Source organism: Pseudomonas sp. 06C 126, assembly GCF_001855215.1.
Classification (GTDB): Bacteria; Pseudomonadota; Gammaproteobacteria; order Pseudomonadales; family Pseudomonadaceae; genus Aquipseudomonas; species Aquipseudomonas proteolytica.
This window is the reverse complement of the sequence record NZ_MIFU01000075.1, coordinates 16956-41900: the sequence shown is the minus strand read 5'-3', so window position 1 is coordinate 41900 and position 24945 is coordinate 16956. Positions and strand designations below refer to the sequence as shown.

The following is a 24945-nucleotide window of genomic DNA, read 5'->3' as shown; positions in this document are numbered from 1 at the left end:
GAATAAGGTCAGACACAGCAAACCCCCTAAATGTGGCCGGCCAACAAGCCATGCAACCCACGCAATGGCACCGCCAGCCAGGTCGGGCGGTTCTGCGCTTCGTAGGCCACTTCGTACGCAGCCTTCTCCAGGCTGAACAACGCCAGTGCCGCCTGCGCGCCTTTGGCATCCTGCCAGTCATGCGCCAGTGTAGACGTAGCCTGTTGATACGCCTGGATAAATGCCTGTCGCGCTTCACTCAGGTAACGATCGGCGACCCGCTGGCGTGCCGCATCAGCATCAGCCGAGTGATCCAGGCCTTGTGCTTGCACATTCAGGGCCATTGCGGCGGCATAGTCGAACGAACGCAACACGCCGCTGACGTCCTTGTACGGGCTGTGCTTGCCCCGGCGCTCGTGCAGCGGCCGTGCGGGCTCGCCTTCGAAGTCGATCAGGTAGGCATCGCCCTTGACCACCAGCACCTGGCCCAAGTGCAAATCCCCATGCACACGGATGCGCAAACCGCCCAGGGTGGCTTTTGCCAACTCCTGCACGTGGCTGGCGATGGGCTTTTTCTGCGCCAGCAGTTGAGTGACCAGCGCCTGATCGTCAGGGTTCAATTCACTTTGATGCTGTTTGAGCAGCTGCAGGGCGCGCTCGACCTGGGCCCCCACTTGCTTGGCCCACCCCTGGCAGTCCTTGGCCGAGGTGACTTCAGGCTGGAAGTCCGGATTGCTCGTAGGCGCGGCCAGGACGTTGTGCATCTCCCCGAGCCGCTGCCCAAGCAGCCCGGCGAAATCGGCCAGTTCACCGAGGGCGTTGTAGTGTTGTTCCTGTTCGGAAATGGCTTGGGCCAGTTCGTCGCGGATCGCCCGCTCCAGGTTGTTCTGGGTCCAGCTCCAGGCATCGCCCTGGTTGCTGAGATAGCCCTGGGCGATCATCAACAGATTGTCCTGGCCCTCGGCATCGCGACGGATCACCGAACCTAGCAAGGGCGAGATATGCGCGTAGCCGGCGGCGGTCAGGTAGGCGCCCATTTCCAGTTCCGGGTGGACCCCGGCGCTGACTTTGCGAATCAACTTCAGCACCAGGCTTTCGCCCACCACCACGGAACTGTTGGATTGTTCTGCCGCCAGGTAGCGCACTTGCAACTCGTCCCCCACCGGCAGGTTGGCCAATTGCGGGGTCGGCTCGAAACGGATCTCGCCGTCGCTGCTGCTGAGCACGGTCTGCGCACGCAGGCCCTCGATGACCGCGCGGATATAGCTGTCGAGGCTGAAGGCATCGGTGATCAAGCCCACCTGGCGTACTCGGCGGACCCGCGCCAGGGCCAGTTGTTGCGGCAAGGCGCTGGTGAACTGGTCTTCGCCTAGCAGGCCGAAGGGCAATTGGTAACGGCTGGTCTGCCCGCCGCTGGTCACTTCTATCTCGCTGAGCAGCACCGGGTGCTGCGCATCGCCAAACCGTACGCCATAGGCAATGTGCACACTGTCGATGGCCGCGTCCTTATTGGCAAACCAGCGCCGCTTGGGCAGCCAGGTGGGTAAGGAGGTTTGCTCCAGGGTGGTGCGCGATGGCGCTTCGAGCAACTCTTCGAGGCGTTTTTTCAGGACCAGGGTGGTGAAGTCCGGCATGCTTTGGGCCGGTTCCACATGCCAGCTGGGCATTTGGTTTTCGGTGGCCAGTACGAACCAGTAGAAGCCATAGGGCGCCAGGGTCAGCAGGAAATTCAGCTGGCCAATGGGCGGGAATGCATTGCCACCGAGCATTTCCACCGGAACCATGCCGGCGAAGGCCGACAGGTCCAGCTCCGCCGCCTGGGCGGTGCGCGACACGTTGGCCACGCACAGGATGATTTCGTGCTTGCCGTCGCCGCCGGTGTATTCGCGGGTGTAGGCCAGGATCCGGCGATTGCTGGGCGAAAGCATTTTCAGGCTGCCACGGCCAAATGCCTTGGACTGCTTGCGGATCGCCAGCATGCGCCGGGTCCAGTTCAGCAGTGAGTGTGGGTCCTGGGCCTGGGTTTCGACGTTGACCGACTGGTAACCGTAGAGCGGGTCCATGATCGGCGGCAGCACCAGGCTGGCCGGATCGGCGCGGGAAAACCCGCCATTGCGGTCGATGGACCACTGCATCGGCGTACGCACGCCGTCGCGGTCACCCAGGTAGATGTTGTCGCCCATGCCGATTTCATCCCCGTAGTACAGGGTCGGCGTGCCGGGCATGGACAACAGCAGGCTGTTGAGCAGCTCGATGCGCCGGCGGTCGCGTTCCATCAGTGGCGCCAGGCGCCGGCGAATACCCAGGTTGATACGCGCGCGGCGGTCGGCGGCGTAGTAGTTCCACAGGTAATCGCGCTCCTTGTCGGTGACCATTTCCAGGGTCAGCTCATCATGGTTGCGCAGGAAAATCGCCCATTGGCAGTTGGCGGGGATTTCCGGGGTCTGGCGCAGGATGTCGGTGATCGGGAAGCGATCTTCCTGGGCCAGGGCCATATACATGCGCGGCATCAACGGAAAATGGAAGGCCATGTGGCACTCATCGCCGTCATCGCCTTTCTGGTCGCCAAAGTACAGCTGGGTATCCTCCGGCCACTGGTTGGCTTCGGCCAGCAGCATGCGGTCGGGGTAATTGGCATCGATCTCGGCGCGGATCTGCTTGAGCACATCGTGGGTTTCGGGGAGGTTTTCGTTGTTGGTGCCGTCGCGCTCGATCAGGTAAGGAATCGCGTCCAGGCGCAGGCCGTCGATGCCCATGTCCAGCCAGTAGCGCATCACCGACAGCACGGCTTTCATGACTTGCGGGTTATCGAAGTTGAGGTCCGGCTGGTGGGAATAGAAACGGTGCCAGAAGTACTGGCCGGCCACCGGGTCCCAGGTCCAGTTGGACTTTTCGGTGTCGAGGAAGATGATGCGGGTGCCATCGTATTTCTGGTCATCATCGGACCACACGTAGAAGTCCCGCGCACTGGAACCGGGCTTGGCCTTGCGTGCCCGCTGGAACCAGGGGTGCTGGTCGGACGTGTGGTTGATCACCAGCTCCGTGATCACCCGCAGGCCACGCTTGTGCGCCTCGGCGATAAAGCGCTTGGCGTCGGCCATGGTCCCGTAGTCGCTGTGTACACCCCGGTATTCGGCGATGTCATAGCCGTCATCACGCCGTGGCGAGGGATAGAACGGCAGCAGCCAGATGGTATTCACGCCCAGGTCGGCGATGTAGTCGAGTTTGGCGATCAGCCCGGGGAAGTCACCGATGCCGTCGTTGTTGGAGTCGAAATAGGATTTGACGTGAACCTGGTAAATCACCGCGTCCTTGTACCAGAGCGGGTCTTTGATAAAGGTGGCAGCCTTGGGTTTCTTCGCCATTGGAAACTCCTGAATAAATACTGTGGTTAATGTGGGAGCTGGCTTGCCTGCGATAGCGATGGATCAGCAAAGATGCTTTTCACTGACCCACCGCTATCGCAGGCAAGCCAGCTCCCACATTGGATCCTCAGGGTTCTGAAGACCGTGTTCGACTTAAGAATGGGTTATGCGCCAGATGCCAAACGGCATGTGAGGCTCGATGCGCATCCATTGGGTCTTGCCGTACCAGGTCCAGCGATGGCCATTCATCAGGTCTTCGCCCTGGACCTGGGCGTCGTCCGACAAGCCCATCTCCCACAGCGGCAACTCGAAATGGGCCTCCTGGGCGTTGAACGGGTCGAGGCTGACGGCGATCAGGATGAAGTTGCTGCCATCTTCGCTGCGTTTGCCGAAGTACAGGATGTTGTCGTTGAAGGCGTTGTAGAGCGTCAGGCCCAGGTGTGTCTGCAGCGCCGGGTTCTGCCGGCGGATGCGGTTGAGCTGGGCGATCTCGGCAATGATGTTGCCGGGGGCGCTGAAGTCCCGGGGGCGGATCTCGTACTTTTCCGAGTCCAGGTACTCTTCCTTGCCCGGCACTGGCGCGCTTTCACACAGTTCAAAGCCCGAGTACATGCCCCACAGGCCCGAGCCCATGGTGGCCAGCGCGGCGCGGATCAAAAAGCCCGGGCGGCCGGACTCATGCAAGAAGCCTGGGTTGATGTCCGGGGTATTGACGAAAAAGTTCGGCCGGTAGCATTCACGCCAGGGCGACTGGTTCAGTTGGGTGAAGTACTCGCTGAGTTCGGCCTTGGTGTTGCGCCAAGTGAAATAAGTGTAGCTCTGGGAATAACCGACCTTGCCCAGGCGCGCCATCATCGCCGGGGTGGTGAAGGCTTCGGCGAGGAAGATCACCTCCGGGTGCTGGGCCCGTACGTCACTGATCAGCCATTGCCAAAATGGCAGCGGCTTGGTGTGCGGGTTGTCGACGCGGAAGGTCTTGACCCCCTCCTCGACCCAGCCCAGCACAATGTCGCGCAGCTCCAGCCACAGGCTGGGGATCGCATCGGCGGCATAGAAGTCGACGTTGACGATGTCCTGGTATTTTTTCGGCGGGTTTTCCGCGTATTTGATCGTGCCGTCCGGACGCCAGTTGAACCAGCCGGGGTGTTGCTTGAGCCACGGGTGGTCCTGGGAGCACTGGATGGCAAAGTCCAGGGCGATTTCCAGGCCATGCTCGGCGGCGGCCGCTACCAGGCGCCGGAAATCCTCGCGGGTGCCCAGTTGCGAATGGATTGCATCGTGGCCGCCCTCCTCGCTGCCGATCGCATAGGGGCTGCCGGGATCATCGGGGCCAGCGCTCAGTGAGTTGTTCTTGCCCTTGCGATGGCTACGGCCAATGGGGTGAATCGGTGGGAAATACAGGACGTCAAAGCCCATGTCGTGGATCATCGCCAGGCGCGAATGCACGTCATTGAAGGTGCCGTGGCGCGCCGGATCGTCGGTGATCGAGCGCGGGAACAGCTCGTACCAACTGGCAAACAGCGCCTGTGGGCGCTCCACATCCAGTGGGTACAGCGGGCTGATACTCAGGTAGGGGCGCAAATCAGCCTGGGCCATCAGCTGTGCACTGTCTTCGTGCAGAAACAGCGCGACCTGCTCGGTTTCCAGCAGCCCGGACAATTGCTGGTGCAACTGCTGCAAGCGCTCCTGCAATTCGCCTTCGCTGCGTTCGGCAGCTTGCAGCACCTGGTTGCGACCTTCCTGCAGCTCCAGGCTGACAGGAACCCCGGCCGTGTGTTTCTTGCCCAATTCGTAGCAGAAGCTGGCGAAATGATCGATCCACGCTTCGACGCAATACTGGTGGGGGCCTTGCTCGGTCACGCTGAACGCGCCCTGCCAGGCATTGTTGCCCTGGTCACTCATGGGCACGCTGTGCCAGCTGTCTTCACCCAAGGCCTGCCAACGGATCAAGACGGCCAACTGGTCATGGCCATCGGCAAAGACATTGCTCGCCACCTGGATGCGCTGGCCTTGCACGGCCTTGACGGCAAAGGCCCCGGCGTCGATCACAGGTGTGGTGTCTTCAATGGCGATCCTGGGCAGCAACAGTGCCTGGGACAGTGGTAGTGCGGGTCTTTCAGCAGTCATCGAGCATCTCCCCTTACGCCCCATGGACGCTCTTGTGCTTGATTGTCAGTGCTGCAAGCGGGCTCTCCCTGAGCCGGCCACATAAGGTCCGAGCCCGGGCGCGTTGGAAAAGTTCAGGTGGATGTACCGCCACCGGGCGGGAATCAAACGGCCATGACGGTTGTCCACCGGTTGAGCAAAGCACAAACGAGGCCACCGCGATGAACATCCCCATTCCTGCTGAAACCCCAGACCCGAATATCGACAAACCCACCCTGCCGCCGACCGAACCGGAGCCGATTCCCGAGCAGGAACCTCCGGAAAGCGTGCCACCGGCACAGGAAGAACCGCCGACGACGATGCCGCCGGTTATCGTGTAGGAGCCGCTGCTAAGGCTTGTCCAACAGCTTCACAATCCTTGGCATCACGCTGAACACGGCAAGGGCGAGCACGGTGCTCAGCACCGCAGTGGACTCCTTGCCCAGCCCCGCCGCCACCCCGATGGCGGCGGTCATCCACAGGCCGGCCGCAGTGGTCAGCCCCTTGACGTGCTGCCCGGCCTCCTCCTCCTTGCCCTTGAGGATGGTGCCCGCGCCCAAAAAACCGATCCCGGCGATCACCCCCTGTATCACCCGGCTCATGGCATCGGCCTGTGAACCGCCTATCTGCGGGACCAGCACGAACAACGCTGCGCCCATCGCCACCAGCATATGGGTGCGCACACCCGCGGCCTTGCCCTTTTGTTCACGTTCAAAGCCGAGGATGCCACCGAGGATCGCTGCAATCAGCAGGCGTACGGTGATTTGCGTCATTTGCCGCGCATCGCCGATATCGGCGAATTCGCTTTGCAGGGTTTGCCAGACTTCTTGCCACCAGGCGTCCATGGTCCTGTCCTTTTCATGGGGGGGATAGAAGATGGACAGCAACGACCGCCAGTCAGTTGCGCCGAACCATTGGCAAGGGCGCGACACCTAACCAACGGGACTGTGCAACCAGGAGAACACCATGCCCGTACGTATCGAAAACCAGAGCTGCTATTTCAAGATTGACGACAGCGGCGAAGAGCAGCGTTGCAGCGTGTTGGAGGTAACGGTGATTACCGACAGCGATAAAGCCATGTCGGCGGTGGAGATCGATGGCCAGCGGATTTACATCACTGAGGCGCAAGCCGACGCCTTGACCGTGGCCGGCGCCATCGATGGGCGTAAGCACCTCAAGGCCACTGACGGTGATTCGGTGATTTGATTGATCTGGATCAGCATGCCGTGGGCACTGTTGATCCAGGCACCGGCCCCACGGCTTGCGGGGTGCTGCACATTGTCGCAGGGCGGGCGCCAAAACCCATCTGATCCGCTTTTTATCGATTTACCTGAGTCTGTTATGCAAACAGATCGCGGCCCATAGTTCATCCGCCTGATGGAGGCTGATGAGCGAAAGACCATGAGCGATAGAATCCCCGTCCGATTAGTAGAAAATTTCGAGCCTGCACATCCAAAGAAGATGAAGGCCAAATCCAGCGACAACCTGATCCATACCCGCAGTTTCACCGGCCTGTTCCGCACCTTGCGCATCAGTGGCGCAGGCTTTTTGTTCCTGGCGTTTTTTGGCACCGTGTGGCTGAACTGGGACTCACGCCAGGCAGTGTTGTGGGACCTGGCGGAAAGCAAGTTTCATATCTTTGGCGCGACCTTCTGGCCCCAGGACTTCATCCTGTTGTCGGCGTTGTTGATCATCTGTGCCTTCGGGCTGTTTGCGATCACCGTCTTTGCCGGCCGCATCTGGTGTGGCTACACCTGCCCGCAAAGCTCGTTTACCTGGTTGTTCATGTGGTGCGAGAAAGTCACCGAAGGCGAGCGCAACCAGCGGATCAAGCTGCAGGCTGCGCCCTGGGGCGTGAACAAGCTGGCGCGCCGTGCGGCCAAGCACACGCTGTGGCTGGCGATCAGCGTGCTGACCGGTTTGACCTTTGTCGGCTACTTCACCCCGATCCGGCCGCTGGCCGAAGAACTGCTGACCTGGCAGATGGGCGGCGTCAGCCTGTTCTGGGTGCTGTTCTTTACCGGCGCCACCTACATCAATGCCGGCTGGCTGCGTGAAGCGGTGTGCATGCATATGTGCCCGTATGCGCGGTTCCAGAGCGTGATGTTCGACAAGGACACCCTGACCATTTCCTACGACGCCGCCCGTGGCGAAAGCCGTGGCCCGCGCAAACGTGATGTGAACCCGGCCGACGTCGGCCTGGGCGACTGCATCGACTGCCACTTGTGCGTACAGGTTTGCCCCACCGGCATCGATATCCGCGACGGCCTGCAGATGGAATGCATCGGCTGCGCAGCCTGCATCGACGCCTGTGATTCGATCATGGACAAGATGGGCTATGCGCGGGGCTTGGTGAGCTACACCTCCGAGCATCAGATGCAGGGCGGCAAGACCCACCTGCTGCGACCGCGATTGATCGGCTACAGTGCGGTGCTGCTGGTGATGATCGCTGCGTTGGTGATGGCGCTGGTGCAGCGGCCAATGGTGTCGCTGGACGTGACCAAGGACCGTGGGATGTTCCGGGAAAACAGCCAGGGGCTGATCGAGAACATCTACAGCCTGAAGATCATCAACAAGACCCAACAGCGCCAGGATTACCGCGTGGAGCTGCTGGATGGCGAGGGCTTCGAGCTGCAGGGCAAGACCGAGGTCAGCCTGGCGCCGGGGGAAATCACCGACTTGCCGGTTTCTGTAGCGTTGACCCGTGACAAACCGACCAGTAGCTCGCAAACCATCCGCTTCAAGGTAACGGATAAGGATGAGCCAAGTGTTTATAGTGTCGCCGACAGCCGTTTTGTGGCGCCGCTGAACCGCTGACACACGCAACCTCCCTTGTAGGAGCGGGCTTGCCCGCGATAGCGGTGCGTCAGTCGAAATATCTGCTACTGACACACCGTAATCGCGGGCAAGCCCGCTCCCACACTTTGCCCTGTGTAGACCTAGGATCACGATGAAACGCTACGAGAAATTTGCCGACGACATCGCTGAACTGATCCGCTCCGGCGTCCTCGGCCCCGGCCAGCGTGTGCCGTCGGTGCGCTATGCCAGCCAAACGTATGGCGTCAGCCCATCCACGGTGTTCCAGGCCTATTACCTGCTGGAGCGCCGTGGCCTGATCCGTGCGCGCCCGCGCTCCGGGTATTTCGTCAATACCCATGCCCCCAGCCCGTTTTCCGAGCCTGCGGTCAGCGCCCATGTGCACGAGTCCACTGAGGTGGACGTCAGCGAGCTGGTGTTCTCGGTACTCGATTCGATCAAGGACCCGCAGACCGTACCGTTTGGCTCGGCCTTCCCCAGCCCGATGCTGTTCCCCCTGCAACGCCTGGCCCGCTCCCTGGCCAGCGCCAGCCGCGAGATGGATCCGCGCATGGTGGTCACCGACATGTCGCCGGGCAACCCGCAACTGCGCCGGCAAATTGCCCTGCGCTACATGGTCGGCGGCTTGATGCTGCCCATGGAGGAGTTGCTGATCACCAACGGCGCCCTCGAAGCGCTGAACCTGTGCCTGCAGGCGGTGACCGAGCCGGGAGACCTGGTGGCCATCGAGGCCCCGGCGTTTTATGCCTGCCTGCAAGTGCTCGAGCGCTTGAAACTCAAGGCCGTGGAAATCCCCGTGCACCCGCGCGATGGCATTGACCTCCAAGTGCTGGCCCAGACCCTGGAGCGCTACCCGATCAAGGCCTGCTGGTGCATGACCAGTTTCCAGAACCCCATGGGGGCAACCATGCCCGAGGCCAAGAAGCAGGCGTTGGTTGAGTTGTTGCGCGGGCATCAGGTGCCGCTGATCGAGGACGACGTGTACGCCGAGTTGTATTACGGCCAGCAGGCGCCCAAGCCCGCCAAGGCCTTCGACACCGAAGGCCTGGTGATGCACTGCGGTTCCTTCGCCAAGAGCCTGGCCCCTGGCTATCGCGTAGGCTGGGTGGCCGCCGGCCGTTATGCGCAAAAGATCGAACGCCTGAAGCTGATGACCTCGCTTTGTGCCTCGATGCCCGCCCAGGCGGCGATTGCCGATTACCTGCAACACGGCGGCTACGACCGGCACCTGCGTAAATTGCGCTATGCCCTGGAAGAGCAGCAAAGTGCCATGCTCGCCGCCATCGGCCGTTACTTTCCGGCGCAAACCCGGGTCAGCCAACCGGCCGGCGGCTATTTCCTGTGGCTGGAACTGCCAGAACAGACCGACTCGTTGAAACTGTTCCAGATGGCCCTGGCCCAAGGTATCAGCATCGCGCCGGGGCCGATTTTTTCGCCGACCCAGCGTTTTCGCAACTGCATTCGCTTGAACTACGGCAGCCCCTGGGATGAGGCGGCGGAAAAGGCCATGGAAACGTTGGGGCGCATTGTGCGTTCGTTTTAAGGGGCTGCGCTTGAAAGGGAACCAAACACTGAAACGTGCCACGTAGGAGGGTCCATTTTCTCCATTGCTCAGGAAACGTTTGATGCGAGGTGTACTGCCGCCCTTCTTCCATCTTCCGCTGCCGCTCCCACCCAACTACATGCGGGTGGCCGAACAGCGCGAAGTTCGCCAGTTGAACGGGCCAACCGGGCGCCCGACAGGTGACCATCGTTCGGCAGAAAGGATTATCGAACAGAGCCCGGTGCTCAGGGACTTCCTTGCAGGCAATGATCGCTTTCAGCTCCAGCCGGACCTCAAGCGCCACGTGGGGGACTGGACGCCGGCCAACAACGCCCCCCAGGCCCGCGCCACTGCGATCTACAACCTGGATAAAGTGCTGCGCTTCATTGATAACCTGGACGAAGACAAGCTCAAGGGCAGCGTGGAACGTAACGGCAAGATCGACGGGTTTTACGACTTGGGCGTCACCATCCTGCATGACTCGGAGGCAGACCGCCTGGACCAGTTTGCGCGTCGGGGGTATCAGGCTTTAGGCACTTTCTGACACGGGTTCGTGCAGAACGTGGTGAGGCGATTGAGGCGGCTTCGCCACCCAGCGCGGGCGATGCGGCGTTCCGACAAGCCCGCTCGCCACGAAAAGCCAGGAAGCCCCGCCCCTTTGTGAGGGGGCTCTCAGCACCCAGGCAGAATCAACGCCCGCCGCCAAGATCCAGAAATGTCCCGGTGGTGTAAGAGGCCTTGTCCGATAACAACCAGACAATCGCTTCCGCCACTTCATCAGGGCGCCCGCCACGGGCCATGGGAATGCCCGGCTCAAGCTTGCTGACCCGGTCCGGGTCGCCGCTCAAGGCGTGGAATTCAGTGAAGATATAACCCGGGCGCACCGCGTTGACCCGGATCCCCTCGCCCGCCACTTCCTTGGACAAGCCAATGGTAAAGGTGTCCAGCGCGCCCTTGGACGCTGCGTAGTCTACGTACTCACCGGGCGAGCCCAGGCGTGCAGCCACCGAGGACACATTGACGATGCTACCGCCCTGCCCGCCGTGCTTGGGCGACATGCGCAGCAATGCATGCTTGGCGCACAGAATCGGGCCCAGCACGTTGGTCTTGAGGATTTTCAGGATGCGGAACTCGGACATTTCGTCGACCCGCGACTTGTGGCCGACGGTGCCGGCGTTGTTGACCAGCGCGGTGACGCGACCCAATTCGGTGTCGACACGGTTGAACAGGCTGATCACTTCGTCTTCGATGCTCACGTCGGCGCGCACCGCGATGGCCTGGGCGCCGAGTGCGCGGACCTGCTCCAGCACACGCAGGGCGGCTTCTTCGTCAGACTGGAAATTGATGCAGATGCGATAGCCCTGCCGGGCCGCCAGCAAGGCCGTGGCGGCCCCGATCCCACGACTGCCACCGGTAATGATGACGACTTTGTCCATGTGTACTGACTCCCCATTCAACCAGGCTGTTGGATCCAAGAATACCTGTGCCTGCCAGGTTTTGCATGGACCGGGGTCAATTGATCTCAGGGTTGGGTAAACGGCGGCCGGGTCAGTTGTTCCTTGGCCACGATGGCGCTCATAAATGTATCCGGCGGCAGCGGGTGGCCCAGGTGATAGCCTTGCAACGAGTCGCAGCCCAGACGCGTGAGGAAATCCTGCTGCATGTCGGTCTCCACCCCTTCGGCGACGATGCGCAGGCCGAGGGCCTGGCCCAGGGCGACAATCGCCGAGACAATGGCGGCATCGTCGCTGTCATGCTCCAGGTCCCGTACAAAACCGCGGTCGATCTTCAGTTCGTTGGCCGGCAGGCGCTTGAGGTACATCAGGCTGGAATAACCGGTGCCAAAGTCGTCGATTGACAGGTCAACGCCCATTTCCGAGAGTTCCTGCAACACCGTCATGCTGGCATCGGCATCGCTCATGGCGGTGGTTTCGGTGATTTCCAGGGTCAGGCTGTTGGCCGGCAACTGGTGACGCTGCAGGGCGTTGGCCACACTGGTGACCAGCCCGGCATGGCAGAACTGCAGGGCCGACAGGTTGACCGCGATGCGCCAGTCCCGATACCCCTGGGCAAACCACACCTGCATTTGCCGGCACGCTTCGTTGAGCACCCAGTCGCCGATGGCAATGATCACCCCGGTCTTTTCCGCCAGCTCGATAAACTTGTCCGGCAGCAACAAGCCATGTTGTGGATGCTCCCAGCGCAATAGCGCCTCGGCGCCGACAGCGCGGCCGCTGAGGGCGTCGAACTTGGGTTGGTAGTACAGGCGCAACTGCTGTTGGTCCACCGCATTGCGCAAATCCTGCAACAGTTGCAGTTGCCGGCGCGCGTTGGTGTTCATCGATACATCAAAAAAGCTGTAGCCGTTCTTGCCCATGCTCTTGGCGTGATACATCGCCGCATCGGCATTCATCAACAGTTCCTGGGGCGTTGCTCCGTTGCCGGGGAACAGGGCGATACCGACGCTGGCGGAGATGTTCAAGTCATGCTCGGCGACCCGGAACGACTGGTTGATCAGGCCGACTTGGCGCTCGGCCAGGCGCAGGGCATCGTCGGGCTGGCTCAATTGCACCAGCAACACGAACTCATCGCCACCGATCCGGGCCAGGGTGTCCTGGCTGCGCAGATCTTCACGCAGGCGCAGGCCCACTTCGCGTAGCAATTGGTCACCCATATGATGGCCAAAGGCATCGTTGACCGGTTTGAAGCCGTCCAGGTCGATAAACATCAGGGCAAAACAGCCGCCCTGCTCCGCCACCAACTGCATAGCCTGCTGAATGCGATCGGCCAACAGCGTACGGTTTGGCAAGCCGGTGAGTGTGTCGTGCAAGGCCAAGTGGGTGAGTTCCTGGTTGGCCAGGGACAGGGAATCGGCCAGCACGGCGGTGCGGGCTTCCAGGCGCGCGTCAAGCAACGAGGTCAACAGCGCAATGGCCAGCACCGCCAGGGTGGTCACCAGCACCAGGTTATCCAGGCCGCTGCCGCTCAGGCCATTCACCGACGCCCCGCAAAAGCTGCCATCGGCAAAACGGGCGGCGGCCATGCCGGTGTAATGCATGCCGACGATGGCCACGCCCATCACCACCGCTGCCCCACCCCGCGCCAGGCGTACATAGGGGGTATTGCGCCGCAGGTTGAAGGCAATCCACAGGGCGGCGGCCGAAGCGCCGACGGCGATCAGCAGTGAGGCAGCGAACAAGATGGGGTCGTAGTCGATCCCCGGGGTCATGCGCATGGCGGCCATGCCGGTGTAGTGCATGCTACTGATACCGGCCCCCATGACCAGGGCACCAAAACCCAGTTGCCAAATAGGCAGGCGCGGTTGGTTGACCAGCCACAGGGCGAACCCGCAGGAGAAAATCGCGATCACCAGCGACAACGTGGTAATGCCGATGTCGTAGCCCAGCGCGATTGGCAAGCGGAAGGCCAACATGCCGATAAAATGCATCGACCACACGCCAATCCCCATGGCCAGCGCCCCGCCGGCCATCCACAGGTACACCGCCCGCCCCCTCGCCGTGGCAATGCGGCCGGTCAAGTCAAGGGCGGTATAGGAAGCAAGGATCGCCACAAACAGGGAGATCAGGACCAGTGCGGGGGAATAGCTGCCGGTAAGCATGGGGCGTCTCTAAGGCTGACAGTGCGAGCGGCATCCATGCCAGGAAAGGCCGGGGATTGTAGCGAGAATAATTCTTGAATAGGTGAAATATTGTCACAAGGCCATCACCTGAAGTCGCCCTTTGACGAACAGCCTTCCCTGTGGCGAGCGGGCTTGTCGGAACGCCGCATCGCCCGCGCTGGGTGGCGAAGCCGCCCCAATGGCCTCACCAACTGCTGTCAGAGATACCGATTACTCTTCGCGTGGCTGCATCTGACCGTCCCATCCGCCGCCCAATGCGGCGATCAGTTGCACACTGGCGACCAGCCGGGTTTGCAGCAAGGTCAACACCGTGCGTTCGTTGCTCAATGCCGTGGCCTGCACGTTAACCACGTCCAGGTAGGCGATCAGGCCCGCCTTGTACTGATTCTGGGTCAGGCGCAGGGATTCGCGGGCAGATGCCAGGGCTTCGTTGCTCACACCCGCCTCGTCTTCCAGGACCTTGAGCTGGACCATGTAGTTTTCCACCTCGCGGAAACCGTCGAGCACGGTCTGGCGGTACTTGGCCACGGTTTCGTCGTAGGAGGCTTCGGCGCGGTCAACTTCCGCCGAGCGTTGCCCGCCGTCGAACAGGGTCATCGCCAGTTTCGGCCCCACCGACCAGAAACGGTTGGGCAGGCTGATCCAGTCGGCGTAGGTGCTGCTGGAATAACCACCGGCCAGGCTCAGGGTCAGGTCGGGGTAGTAGGCGGTTTTCGCCACGCCAATATTGGCATTGGCCGCGATCACCGCCCGTTCGGCCGAGGCGATGTCTGGGCGGCGCTCCAGCAATTGTGATGGCAGGTTGGCAGGGATCTGCGGCAAGGCCGGAATATCCTTGCTCACCGCCAGGTTGAAGGTGGCCGGGGCTTCGCCGATCAGTACGGCGATGGCGTTTTCCAGCTGCGCACGCTGCCAGATCAGGTCGATCATGCTGGCCTGGGTGCTTTTGAGCTGGGTCTGCGCCTGGGCCACGGCGTCTTTGCCGGAGACACCGGCGCGATACTGGTTTTCGGTCATTTGCAGCGAGCGCTGGTAGGTCTCGACGGTGCTTTGCAGCAAGCGGGTCTGTTCGTCCATGACCCGCAGTTGCAGGTAGTTCTGCACCAACTCCGACTGCTGGCTCAAGCGCATGGCGGCCAGGTCTGCGGCGCTGGCTTGCTCGCTGGCGTTGCTGGCTTCCAGGCCACGGCGCAACTTGCCCCAGATATCCGCTTCCCAACTGACACCCAACTGGGTGTTGAGGGTGTCGCGGATACCGCTGCTGGAGCTGCTCAGGCTTGCATTGCTGCTACCGGTGCCCTGGCTGGCGCGGGTTTTACCGGCGCTCAGGTCAACCGTGGGGAAAAAGGCGCCACGGGAACTGCGCGCAGTGGCCTGGGCCTGACGGTAGCGGGCTTCGGCCTGGGCCACGGTCTGGTTGGCGTTGTTGAGCTTGTCCACCAGGTTGTTGAGTTGCTGGTCGCCATACAACTCCCACCAGGCGCCACGGGCCAAGGCATCGCTGGGCGCCGCCTGGCGCCAGCCCTGGGCTTCTTTGTATTGCGCCGGCTCAGCCACTTGCGGGCGCTGGTAATCCGGGCCGATGGCGCAAGCGCTGAGCAATACGGTGCAAAACACGGTAGGCGCGAGCTTGCTCGCGAAAAACCTGAGGCCCCGGCGGTGAGTCAGGTGCCCCGCGTCATGGTTGGCGTTTTTCGCTGGCAAGCCAGCGCCTACAGGGAGGTGCGTTGCGGTCATAACGGAGTGTCCAGGGCAGCGTCGGTACGCACCCCGCGCCAACCGTTGAAACGGTGGCGCAGGCGGTCGAGATAGAGGTAAACCACCGGGGTGGTGTAAAGGGTCAGGATCTGGCTGAACACCAGCCCGCCGATAATCGTCAGGCCCAGGGGCTGGCGCATTTCCGCGCCTTCGGCGGTGCTCAGCAGCAAAGGCAAGGCACCGAGGATTGCCGCCAGGGTGGTCATCAGGATCGGTCGCAAGCGCAGCAGGCAGGCGCTGCGAATCGATTCCAGGGGCTGCATGCCTTCCTTGCGCTCCAGTTGCAGTGCCAGGTCGATCATCAGGATCGCGTTTTTCTTCACCACGCCGATCAGCAGGAACAGGCCCAGCAACGAGATCAGGCTGAACTCGCCGCCCAGCACGTAGATCGACAACAGCGCACCAACCCCGGCCGACGGCAAGGTCGAAAGGATGGTCAGCGGGTGGATGTAGCTCTCATACAAAATCCCCAGCACCAGATACACCGCCACCAACGCGCCGAGAATCATGAACGGCTGGCTTTTCTGAGTGGCGGCAAAGGCATCGGCGGTGCCCGCCATCTTGGCGATGACGTCTTCGGGCAAGCCGACCTTGGCAATCGCCCGCTCGATAGCGGCCGTGCCCTGCTCCACCGTGACCCCGGGGGCCATGTCGAAGGCGATGTCTTCGGAAGCGAACTGCCCTTCGTGGCTGACACGGTCGTCGGCCAGGCTGTTTTCGTAGTGGGCGATGGTCGACAGCGGGATTCGCGCGCCATCGGCGGTAATCACTTGCACCTGATTGAGGGTGATCGGGTCCTGGGCGTATTTTGGATTGACCTCCATCACCACCCGGTACTGGTTGAGGCTGTCATAGATGGTGGAAATCTGCCGCTGGCTGTAGGCGTTGTTCAGCACCGAGGTGACCATGTTCATGTCGACGCCCAGGCGCTTGGCCTGATCGCGGTCGACAATCAACGTCACCTGTTGCGCACCACGGCCTTCGCGGGCGTCGATCGCGGTCAGTTCCGGCAGCTCGCGCAGCGCGGCGACCACTTTCGGGTACCACAGGCGCAAGGCGGCCAGGTCGCCACTTTGCAGGATGTAGGAGTACTGCGAGGACGTCTGGTCGCGGCCGCCGCCAAATTGCAGGTCCTGGTCGGCCATCAGCATCAAGCGACCACCCGGTACCAGCGGCACTTCTTTACGCAGGCGCTCGATCACTGCCTGGGCCGACAGCTTGCGTTCCTTGATCGGCTTGAGCCGCACCAGCATCACCGCGTTGTTGGTGCCGTTGCTGCCACCGATAAAGCCGGCCACGCTCTCCACTGCCGGGTCTTGCAACACAGCCTTGCGGAAAATCTCCATCTTCGGCTGCATGACGCTAAATGACAGGCCGTCATCGCCGCGCACAAAACCGATCAATTGCCCGGTGTCCTGTTGCGGCATAAAGGTTTTGGGGACCACCACATACAGCGCGATATTCACGCCAATGGTCACCAGCAGGCTGAGCAGGGTCAGGCGTTTGTGCCGCAGCACCCAGTCCAGGCTGCGGGCATAACCCGCCACCATATGGTCGTTGACCTTCTGGCTCCAGCGCTGCAAGCCGGTCTGCTGCCCTTTGACATGGGGCTTGAGCCAGCGCGCGCAGAGCATCGGCGTCAGGGTCAGGGAGACCACCAGCGAAACGATGATCGCCGCCGCCAGGGTGATGGAGAATTCACGGAACAGGCTGGTGACAATCCCGCCCATAAACAGGATCGACAGGAACACCGCCACCAGCGACACGTTCATCGACAGCAGGGTAAAACCGACCTCCTTGGCCCCAAGATACGCCGCCTTCATCGGCGCGATACCGTCGTCGATATGCCGCGAGATGTTCTCCAGCACCACGATGGCATCGTCCACCACCAGGCCAGTGGCCAGGATCAGGGCCATCAGCGACAGGTTGTTCAGGGAAAACCCGTACAGGTACATGATCGCAAAGGTGCCCACCAGCGACACCGGCACCGCCAGGGTCGGGATCAGCGAGGCGCGGAAGTTGCCGAGGAACAGGTACACCACCAGGATCACCAGGGCCACCGCAATCAGCAGGGTCATTTCCGCCTCATGCAGGGTGGCGGTGATCACCGGCGAGCGGTCCATGGCCAGGTTGAGCTTGACGCTGGACGGCAGCACCGCCTGCAGCGCCGGCAACTGCGCCTTGATCTGCTTGACGGTCTCGATGATGTTGGCGCCCGACTGGCGGTTGATCACCAGCAACACCGCCGAATCATTGTTGAAGAAACCACTGTTGTAGCGGTCCTCGACGCCATCGCTGATCTTCGCCACATCGCTCAGGCGCAACGCCGCGCCGTCCTGGTAGCGGATCAGCAGCGGCTCATAGTCCTTGGCCTTTTCCAACTGGTCGTTGGCCTGGATCTGCCAGTTACGCTCGCCGTCTTCCACCGAGCCCTTGGGCCGGCGCACGTTGGCATTGGCAATGGTGTCGCGCACTTCATCCAGGGACACGCCGTACTGGTCGAGAGCCTTGGGTTCGAGCTCGATGCGCACCGCCGGCAGGGAACTGCCGCCGATCTGCACTTCACCCACACCCGGTACCTGGGACAGGCTTTGGGAGAGGATGGTCGAGGCCAGGTCATACAACTGGCCCTTGGGCAACACGTCCGAGGTCAGCGACAACACCATGATCGGCGCCTGGGACGGGTTGATCTTGCGGTAGGTGGGCATGCTGCGCATGCCGCTGGGCAACAGGTTGCGCGAGGCGTTGATCGCCGCCTGCACTTCCCGCGCCGCGCCGTTGATATCGCGGTCGGAGTCAAAGGCCAGGATCACCCGGGTCGAGCCCTGGCTCGACGAACTGCTCAAGGTGGTGACCCCGGCAATCGCGCCGAAGGAGCGCTCCAGGGGCGTAGCCACGGTAGACGCCATCACTTCCGGGCTGGCGCCAGGCAGGCTGGCGGAGACCACAATCACCGGGAAGTCGATCTGGGGCAGCGGCGACACCGGTAACAGGCTGAAACTGACACCGCCCAGCAACATGATCGCCAGGCTCAGCAGCATGGTGGCTACCGGCCGGCGAATAAAAGGTCCGGACAGGTTCATGGCTCAACCGGCTCCAGCGCTTCGGGGGTCTTGCGCCAGCGACGGCCCAGGCGGTCGAAGTACAGGTAGATCACCGGGGTAGTGAACAGCGTAAGGACCTGGCTCAACAGCAAGCCGCCGACCATCACCAGGCCCAGGGGCTGACGCAGTTCGGCGCCGGAGCCGGTGGCCAGCATCAGGGGCACCGCACCGAACAGCGCCGCCAGGGTGGTCATCAGGATTGGCCGGAAGCGCAACAGCGCCGCCTGGTAGATCGCGGTCTGCGGGTCCAGGCCCTGGTTGCGTTCGGCGTCGAGGGCGAAGTCGATCATCATGATCGCGTTCTTCTTCACGATGCCGATCAGCAAGATGATGCCGATGATCGCGATCATCCCCAGGTCGTTGCCCGTGAGCAGCAGCGCCAACAGGGCCCCCACCGCTGCCGATGGCAGGGTCGAGAGAATGGTGATCGGGTGGATGTAGCTCTCGTACAACACGCCGAGCACGATGTACATGGTGACCACCGCCGCCAGGATCAGCAGCAAGGTGCTCGACAGCGACGCCTCGAACGCCTGGGCGGCGCCCTGGAACTGGGTCTGCACGCCGACCGGCATGCCAATGTCCTTCTGCACCTGGTTGATCAGCTCCACACCTTTGCCCAGGGCCACGCCGGGTGCCAGGTTGAACGACATCATCACCGCCGGGAACTGGCCGATATGGGTAATCGCCAACTGCGCCTGGCGCTGCTCGATGCGGGCCAGGCTCGACAGGCGAACCTGGCCGCCGTCGGTGGTTTTCACATGGATCTGGTTCAGCGCATCCGGCCCCAGGGTTTCGCCGGACTGGGCCTGCAGCACCACGCGGTACTGGCTGGCCTGGGTGTAGATCGTGGAAATCTGCCGTTGGCCAAAGGCGTCATACAGGGCGTCGGTGATATTGGCCACCGACACGCCCAGGCGCGAGGCGGCATCGCGGTCGATCACCATGTACACCTGCAAGCCCTTGTCCTGCAGGTCGCTGGCGACATCGGTGAGTTCCGGATACTGGCTCAGGGCCTGTACCAGCTTGCCGCTCCACAGTGCCAACAGGTCGGCGTCCGGGGAGGACATGCTGAACTGGTACTGGGTACGACTGACGCGGTCTTCGATGGTCAGGTCCTGCACCGGCTGCATGAACAGGCGGATGCCCACCAGCTTGTCCAGCGTCGGCTGCAGGCGCGCAATCACCTCGACGGCGCTCAAGTCCCGCTCTTTATGGGGCTTGAGGTTGATCAGCAGGCGGCCACTGTTGAGGGTGGCGTTATCGCCATCTACCCCAATGTAGGACGACAGGCTTTCCACCGCCGGATCTTCGAGGATGATCTTCGCCAGTTCTTGCTGGCGCTGGCTCATGGCAGCGAAGGAAATCGACTGCGGCGCCTCGGAAATGCCCTGGATCACCCCGGTGTCCTGCACCGGGAAGAAGCCCTTGGGCACCACCAGGTACAGCACCACCGTCAGGCCCAGGGTGGCGATGGCCACCAGCAGGGTCAGCGGTTGGTGCTTGAGCACCCATTGCAGCTTGCGCCCGTAGGCAGCCACCAGCCAGTCGATCCAGGCGCCGCTGGCCTTGTAGAAGCGGCCCTGTTCTTCTTCCTTGGGTTCGCGCTTGAGCAGGCGCGCGCACATCATCGGCGTCAGGGTCAAGGACACCACCAGGGAAATCAGGATCGCCACCGCCAGGGTGATGGCAAATTCGCGGAACAGCCGCCCGACCACATCGGCCATGAACAGCAGCGGGATCAATACCGCAATCAGCGACAGGGTCAGGGAAACCAGGGTGAAGCCGATCTGCTTGGCGCCCTTGAGCGCCGCGGCCATCGGTGTCTCGCCTTCCTCGATGTAGCGGGAAATGTTCTCCAGCATTACGATGGCATCGTCCACCACGAACCCGGTGGCGATGGTCAGGGCCATCAGGGTCAGGTTGTTGATGGAGAAACCGGCCAGGTACATCACGCCAAAGGTGCCGATCAGGGACAACGGCACGGCAATCGACGGGATGATGGTGGCGCTGAAGCGACGCAGGAACAGGAACGTCACCATTACCACCAGGGCAATGGCGATCAGCAATTCATGCTGCACATCGGTGACCGAGGCGCGAATGGTCTGGGTGCGGTCGGTGAGCACCGTCACGTCGAGGCCCGCGGGCAGGTTGTCGGTGATGCTGGGCAGCAGCGCCTTGATCCGGTCCACCACCTCGATCACGTTGGCGCCCGGCTGGCGCTGGATATTGAGCAGCACCGCCTGGTTTTCATTGGCCCAGGCGGCAAGGCGTTCGTTCTCGGCGCCATCGACGATCTGCGCGACGTCCTTGAGGCGCAGCGGCGCACCGTTGCTATAGGCCAGGATCAGTTCGGCGTACTGCTCGGGCGATACCAACTGGTCGTTGGCGTCGAGCATCGACACCCGGGTCGGGCCGTCGAAGTTACCCTTGGGCTGGTTGACGTTGGAGGCCGCGATCAGGCTGCGCACGTCCGCCAGGTTCAAGCCGTTGGCGGCCAGGGCCTCGGGGTTGACCTTGATCCGCACGGCCTGGCGCTGGCCGCCGGCGATGCTGACCATGCCCACACCGCTGATCTGCGCGATTTTTTGCGCCATGCGCGTATCGACCAGGTCATTGAGCTTGGGCAACAACATGGTCTTGGAAGTAATGGCCAGGGTCAGCACCGGGGTATCGGCCGGGTTGACCTTGTTGTACACCGGGGGCGCCGGCAGGTCCGAAGGCAGCAGGTTGCTGGCCGCGTTGATCGCCGCCTGCACCTGTTGCTCGGCGACGTCCATGTTGACGTCGAGGTTGAAGCGCAGGGTCAGCACCGAGGCCCCACCGGAACTGGTCGAGGCCATCTGCGTCAGGCCGGGCATTTGCCCGAACTGGCGCTCCAGGGGCGCAGTGACCGCGCTGGTCATCACATCCGGGCTGGCGCCGGGGTACAGGGTCATGACGCGGATGGTCGGGTAATCCACCTGGGGCAAGGCTGACACCGGCATCAAGCGATAGGCGATCAGGCCAGCCAGGACAATGGCCAGCATGCTCAGGGTGGTGGCGACGGGCCTGAGGATGAACAGCCGTGACAGGTTCATGCGCCGGCCTTTTGCGCCTTGCCGGCATCCGCCGCCGGGCTGCTTTCGCCTTGTGCCGCGGGCTTGCCCTGCAAATGTTCAGTGGGGGTGGTTGGCACCTGGTTGCTGTCGTTGACCACTTCGACGTCGGTGCCGTCCTTCAAGCGATCGGTGCCTTCGAGTACCACGCGATCGCCGGCAGCCAGGCCTTCCTTGACCACGGTGTTCTGGCCATCGGTATCACCAATGACCAGGGTGCGGATCTTGACCTTCTTGTCAGCGTCCAGGGCATAGACGAAGGTGCCGTTGGTGCCGAACTGGATCGCCGCCGATGGCACCAACACCACGTTTTTCAGGGTGTCGGCCAACAGGCGCACGTTGACGAACTGATTGGGGAACAGCACCTGGTCCTGGTTATCGAAACGGGCCTTGAATTTCAGGGTGCCGGTGGCGACATCGATCTGGTTGTCCAGGCTCTGCAACACGCCGGTGGCCTGTAGCTGCAGATCGCCACGGTCCCAGGCCTGCACCGGCAGCTTGTTGCCGGTACGGTAGCGGGCCAGCACGGTTTGCAGGCTGTTCTCCGGCAAGGTGAAGGCCACGCTGATCGGTTGGGTCTGGGTGATGATTGCCAGGGCGGTGGTGTCGTTGGCCGCCACCAGGTTGCCGACGTCCAGTTGGCGCAGGCCGACACGGCCGGAGATCGGCGCGCGGATCTGGGTGAATTCAAGGTTGAGCTTGGCGTCATCCACCGCACCCTGGTTGGTCTTGACCGTACCCTGGTATTGCAGGACCAGCGCGGCGGCGGTGTCCAGGGTCTGCTTGGCGATACTGTCTTGTTCATACAGGCCGCGATAACGCTCAAGGTCAACCTGGGCGTTTTTCAGTTGGGCCTGGTTTTGCAGAAGCGTGCCCTGGGCCTGGAGCAAGGCGTTCTGGTAGCTGCGCGGGTCGATTTGCGCCAGCAGGTCGCCGGCCTTGACCATCTGCCCTTCTTCAAAGGCGATCTTCACCAGCTCTCCCCCAACCCGGCTGCGCACGTTGATGGTGTTCAGCGCCGTCACAGTGCCAAGCGCCTTGTAGTACACCGGGAAGTCCCCGGTGACCGCAGGTGCAACACGTACGGGCACTGCAGCGCCGGAGCCGCCGAAGCCGGGACGCATCATCCCCGTCTTGCTGGTCCTGGCTGCCGGGGCGTCTTTCTGGGCGGAGCCTGCCGGCCAGAACTTCCAGCACAGGCCGGCAATCACCAACAGGACAAGCAAGCCAAACAGCCAGCGGCGGGAACTACGGGGAGACGATTGCATGGATTGATCAACCATTGGATGCGAGGGCTTCTTCTTTGGGAGGCTGAAAGATAAGCACTGGGGCGCGTTTAGAAAAGCGCCTTTACCGGCTATTTACCTTCGGGCTTACAAACATTTACTTTTCGAGGTGAAACATCAGCAATTTGGGCTAAACCGCTGAAGCACAAATGAAAACGGCCTGGACTAGGCCAGGCCGCAAGCATGCATCATACGTGTTACTGCAAAGCGACAGTAACGGGCTGGAACAATTACTTCAGTACAGCCAGGGCCGCTTCGTAGTTTGGTTCTTCGGCGATCTCGCCAACCAATTCGCTGTGCAGCACTTTGTCGTTTTCATCCAGAACCACCACGGCGCGGGCGGTCAGGCCCTTGAGGGCGCCATCGGCAATGGATACACCGTAGTCAACGGCAAAGTCGGCGCTGCGGAAGTCCGACAGGTTCTTCACGTTTTCCAGGCCTTCGGCACCGCAGAAGCGAGCCTGGGCGAATGGCAGGTCGGTGGAGATGCACAGTACAACGGTGTTGTTCAGGTCGTTGGCCTGGGCGTTGAACTTGCGCACCGAAGTCGCGCAGGTCGGGGTGTCAACGCTTGGGAAGATGTTCAGTACTTTGCGCTTGCCGGCGAAAGTCGCCAGGGTGACGTCCGACAGATCGCCTGCGGTCAGGGAAAAGTCGAGGGCCTGGGTGCCAACTTGCGGCAACTCGCCTTCAACCTGGACCGGGTTGCCTTTGAGGGTGACTTGAGCCATGAACGGAATCCTTATGCTGGGTTAGATGAAACGAATTCGAGAGGCAGAAGTTAACCACAAAGTGCGATTGACACCTATGGCCGAACACAAAATGTCATGACTGCGCCCGGGCCGGGCGGCTGTGGTTTAATTGCGCCGCTTTTGCCCTGCTCTTGAAGGAATTGATCGTTGAACAATCAGCCTGCCACCCGCGTCCTGGTCATTGGTTATGTCTGGCCGGAGCCCCGTTCCTCTGCTGCGGGCGGGCATATGATGCAGATTCTCGAGAGTTTTCTTGCTCAAGGCTGGGAAATAACCTTCAGCAGCCCGGCGGCCATCGGCGAGCACAAGGCCGACCTTGCCGCCCTGGGCATCCACGAATGCGCCATCGAGCTCAATAACAGCAGTTTCGACGAATTTATTCGGGAACTCGCCCCGGATATCGTGCTGTTCGACCGGTTCATGATGGAGGAACAGTTCGGCTGGCGGGTCGAGAAGCACTGCCCGGACGCCTTGCGCGTGCTGGAAACCTCGGATTTGCAGAGCCTGCGCGATGCCCGCCATCAGCGCCTCAAGGACCATCTCAAGAGCCAGCCTGACGCAGATGATTTCAGCCCGCTGTTCGCTCCCGCCCTGGATGAGGAATTCCAGTTGATGGCGCCAACCGACCTGGCCAAGCGCGAAATCGCAGCGATCTACCGCTGTGATATCAGCCTGATGATTTCCGACGTCGAGATCCAACTGCTCACCGAGCATTTCAAGGTGCCCCGCGCCCTGCTCCACTGGTGCCCGTTGATGATCGAGCAGCCCAGCGAAGCATTTGTGCCGTTTGAAGACCGTGCGCACTTCCTGAGTATCGGTAACTTCCGCCACGCCCCCAACTGGGATGCCGTGCTGTGGATGAAGAACAGCCTCTGGCCCCTGATCCGCCAGCAACTGCCGGGTGCCCAGTTGCATATCTACGGCGCCTACACTCCGCCCAAGGCCACCGCGCTGCATAACCCGGCCCAGGGCTTTCATGTGATGAACTGGGCCGAAGACGCACTGCAAGTCATGTCAGCCGCACGCATCTGCCTGGCCCCCTTGCGCTTCGGCGCCGGGATCAAGGGCAAGCTGGCGGACGGCATGCTCTGCGGTACACCCAGCATCACCACCCCCATCGGTGCCGAAGGCATGGCCGACGGGCAGCCTTGGCCCGGAGCGATCGCCCACAGCGCCAGCGCCCTGGCCGCCGCTGCCGTGGCACTGTACTCAGACCCGCAAGCCTGGACCGCGGCCCAAGCCGCTGGCCGCGAACTGCTGGCCCGACGCTATGCCCCGCAACTGCATGGCCCGGCGCTGGTCGAGCGCCTGCAACTTTGCCGTGGCGAACTGGCGCAACATCGACGCAACAACTTCACCGGCAGCATGTTGCGCCACCATCTGCATAAAAGTACCCAGTACATGGCGCAGTGGATCGAGGCAAAAAACCGCACGCTCTAAATGCTGGCGAGGTGCTGCGCA

General features: G+C 62.0%; 16 protein-coding genes. 6 read left to right on the top strand and 10 right to left on the bottom strand.

The window, feature by feature from the left end; all coding sequences use genetic code 11:
* Positions 1 to 26: 26 nt before the first annotated feature.
* The gene (treS, locus tag BHC62_RS09450) at positions 27 to 3344 is read right to left on the bottom strand and encodes a maltose alpha-D-glucosyltransferase (protein WP_070994828.1); all 3318 of its coding nucleotides are present in this window, start codon (positions 3342 to 3344) and stop codon (positions 27 to 29) included.
* Between the two features lie 153 nt (positions 3345 to 3497).
* Entirely contained in the window at positions 3498 to 5471 is a 1974-nt protein-coding gene (locus tag BHC62_RS09445) for an alpha-1,4-glucan--maltose-1-phosphate maltosyltransferase (RefSeq protein ID WP_070994827.1), read from the bottom strand.
* A gap of 200 nt (positions 5472 to 5671) precedes the next feature.
* Between BHC62_RS09445 and BHC62_RS28565 the strand changes: the two genes are divergently transcribed.
* Positions 5672 to 5830, top strand: coding sequence for a hypothetical protein (locus BHC62_RS28565; RefSeq protein WP_167362635.1), 159 nt, complete (start codon positions 5672 to 5674; stop codon positions 5828 to 5830).
* 9 nt (positions 5831 to 5839) lie between these two features.
* Here BHC62_RS28565 and BHC62_RS09440 read toward each other — a convergent pair whose 3' ends face one another.
* The gene (locus BHC62_RS09440; protein WP_070994826.1) at positions 5840 to 6334 is read right to left on the bottom strand and encodes an MgtC/SapB family protein; all 495 of its coding nucleotides are present in this window, start codon (positions 6332 to 6334) and stop codon (positions 5840 to 5842) included.
* Between the two features lie 121 nt (positions 6335 to 6455).
* On the opposite strand from BHC62_RS09440, the gene BHC62_RS09435 reads away from it, so the two are divergent.
* The 4 genes from BHC62_RS09435 (at position 6456) to BHC62_RS09420 (ending at position 10393) form a co-directional block, all read left to right on the top strand.
* Positions 6456 to 6695 carry a DUF3203 family protein gene (locus BHC62_RS09435; protein WP_070994825.1) on the top strand — a complete coding sequence of 80 codons (240 nt, stop codon included), beginning with the start codon at positions 6456 to 6458 and terminating at the stop codon, positions 6693 to 6695.
* Between the two features lie 195 nt (positions 6696 to 6890).
* Positions 6891 to 8306, top strand: a complete 1416-nt coding sequence (gene ccoG, locus BHC62_RS09430) for a cytochrome c oxidase accessory protein CcoG (protein WP_029291600.1) — start codon at positions 6891 to 6893, stop codon at positions 8304 to 8306.
* Between the two features lie 133 nt (positions 8307 to 8439).
* Positions 8440 to 9849, top strand: coding sequence for a GntR family transcriptional regulator MpaR (mapR, locus tag BHC62_RS09425; protein ID WP_029291598.1), 1410 nt, complete (start codon positions 8440 to 8442; stop codon positions 9847 to 9849).
* Positions 9850 to 9931: 82 nt separating this feature from the next.
* Positions 9932 to 10393 carry a hypothetical protein gene (locus tag BHC62_RS09420; RefSeq protein ID WP_256324305.1) on the top strand — a complete coding sequence of 154 codons (462 nt, stop codon included), beginning with the start codon at positions 9932 to 9934 and terminating at the stop codon, positions 10391 to 10393.
* Positions 10394 to 10538: 145 nt separating this feature from the next.
* On the opposite strand, the gene BHC62_RS09415 is transcribed toward BHC62_RS09420, so the two are convergent.
* The 7 genes from BHC62_RS09415 to tpx all read right to left on the bottom strand — a co-directional run bounded on the left by BHC62_RS09415 (position 10539) and on the right by tpx (position 23463).
* Positions 10539 to 11285 (bottom strand): SDR family oxidoreductase, encoded by a 747-nt coding sequence (locus tag BHC62_RS09415; protein WP_029291594.1) that lies wholly within the window; start codon positions 11283 to 11285, stop codon positions 10539 to 10541.
* Positions 11286 to 11371: 86 nt separating this feature from the next.
* Positions 11372 to 13468 carry a bifunctional diguanylate cyclase/phosphodiesterase gene (locus BHC62_RS09410; RefSeq protein ID WP_070994824.1) on the bottom strand — a complete coding sequence of 699 codons (2097 nt, stop codon included), beginning with the start codon at positions 13466 to 13468 and terminating at the stop codon, positions 11372 to 11374.
* A 231-nt stretch (positions 13469 to 13699) separates the two neighbouring features.
* The gene (locus BHC62_RS09405; RefSeq protein ID WP_070994823.1) at positions 13700 to 15226 is read right to left on the bottom strand and encodes an efflux transporter outer membrane subunit; all 1527 of its coding nucleotides are present in this window, start codon (positions 15224 to 15226) and stop codon (positions 13700 to 13702) included.
* Positions 15223 to 18330 (bottom strand): efflux RND transporter permease subunit, encoded by a 3108-nt coding sequence (locus tag BHC62_RS09400; RefSeq protein ID WP_029291587.1) that lies wholly within the window; start codon positions 18328 to 18330, stop codon positions 15223 to 15225. Before BHC62_RS09400 ends, BHC62_RS09405 begins: the two co-directional genes overlap by 4 nt.
* Positions 18327 to 21428 carry an MdtB/MuxB family multidrug efflux RND transporter permease subunit gene (locus BHC62_RS09395; protein WP_029291585.1) on the bottom strand — a complete coding sequence of 1034 codons (3102 nt, stop codon included), beginning with the start codon at positions 21426 to 21428 and terminating at the stop codon, positions 18327 to 18329. Before BHC62_RS09395 ends, BHC62_RS09400 begins: the two co-directional genes overlap by 4 nt.
* Complete coding sequence (locus tag BHC62_RS09390; RefSeq protein WP_029291583.1) at positions 21425 to 22729, bottom strand: MdtA/MuxA family multidrug efflux RND transporter periplasmic adaptor subunit; 1305 nt, start codon at positions 22727 to 22729, stop codon at positions 21425 to 21427. The genes BHC62_RS09395 and BHC62_RS09390 overlap by 4 nt, the downstream gene beginning before the upstream one ends.
* A 233-nt stretch (positions 22730 to 22962) precedes the next feature.
* Positions 22963 to 23463, bottom strand: coding sequence for a thiol peroxidase (gene tpx / locus BHC62_RS09385; RefSeq protein WP_029291581.1), 501 nt, complete (start codon positions 23461 to 23463; stop codon positions 22963 to 22965).
* Between the two features lie 168 nt (positions 23464 to 23631).
* Here tpx and BHC62_RS09380 point away from each other — a divergent pair, with 168 nt between their 5' ends.
* A complete protein-coding gene (locus tag BHC62_RS09380) occupies positions 23632 to 24924 on the top strand; it encodes a glycosyltransferase (RefSeq protein WP_070994822.1) in 1293 nt (430 codons plus the stop codon).
* Positions 24925 to 24945: the final 21 nt, after the last annotated feature.

Coding starts and splice junctions, on each gene's coding strand:
- BHC62_RS09420 (WP_256324305.1), top strand. CDS start 9,932: ATGCGAGGTGTACTGCCGCCCTTCTTCCATCTTCCGCTGCCGCTCCCA.
- BHC62_RS09415 (WP_029291594.1), bottom strand. CDS start 11,285: ATGGACAAAGTCGTCATCATTACCGGTGGCAGTCGTGGGATCGGGGCC.
- BHC62_RS09405 (WP_070994823.1), bottom strand. CDS start 15,226: ATGACCGCAACGCACCTCCCTGTAGGCGCTGGCTTGCCAGCGAAAAAC.
- BHC62_RS09390 (WP_029291583.1), bottom strand. CDS start 22,729: ATGGTTGATCAATCCATGCAATCGTCTCCCCGTAGTTCCCGCCGCTGG.
- BHC62_RS09400 (WP_029291587.1), bottom strand. CDS start 18,330: ATGAACCTGTCCGGACCTTTTATTCGCCGGCCGGTAGCCACCATGCTG.
- BHC62_RS09445 (WP_070994827.1), bottom strand. CDS start 5,471: ATGACTGCTGAAAGACCCGCACTACCACTGTCCCAGGCACTGTTGCTG.
- ccoG (WP_029291600.1), top strand. CDS start 6,891: ATGAGCGATAGAATCCCCGTCCGATTAGTAGAAAATTTCGAGCCTGCA.
- BHC62_RS09440 (WP_070994826.1), bottom strand. CDS start 6,334: ATGGACGCCTGGTGGCAAGAAGTCTGGCAAACCCTGCAAAGCGAATTC.
- BHC62_RS28565 (WP_167362635.1), top strand. CDS start 5,672: ATGAACATCCCCATTCCTGCTGAAACCCCAGACCCGAATATCGACAAA.
- tpx (WP_029291581.1), bottom strand. CDS start 23,463: ATGGCTCAAGTCACCCTCAAAGGCAACCCGGTCCAGGTTGAAGGCGAG.
- BHC62_RS09395 (WP_029291585.1), bottom strand. CDS start 21,428: ATGAACCTGTCACGGCTGTTCATCCTCAGGCCCGTCGCCACCACCCTG.
- mapR (WP_029291598.1), top strand. CDS start 8,440: ATGAAACGCTACGAGAAATTTGCCGACGACATCGCTGAACTGATCCGC.
- BHC62_RS09435 (WP_070994825.1), top strand. CDS start 6,456: ATGCCCGTACGTATCGAAAACCAGAGCTGCTATTTCAAGATTGACGAC.
- treS (WP_070994828.1), bottom strand. CDS start 3,344: ATGGCGAAGAAACCCAAGGCTGCCACCTTTATCAAAGACCCGCTCTGG.
- BHC62_RS09410 (WP_070994824.1), bottom strand. CDS start 13,468: ATGCTTACCGGCAGCTATTCCCCCGCACTGGTCCTGATCTCCCTGTTT.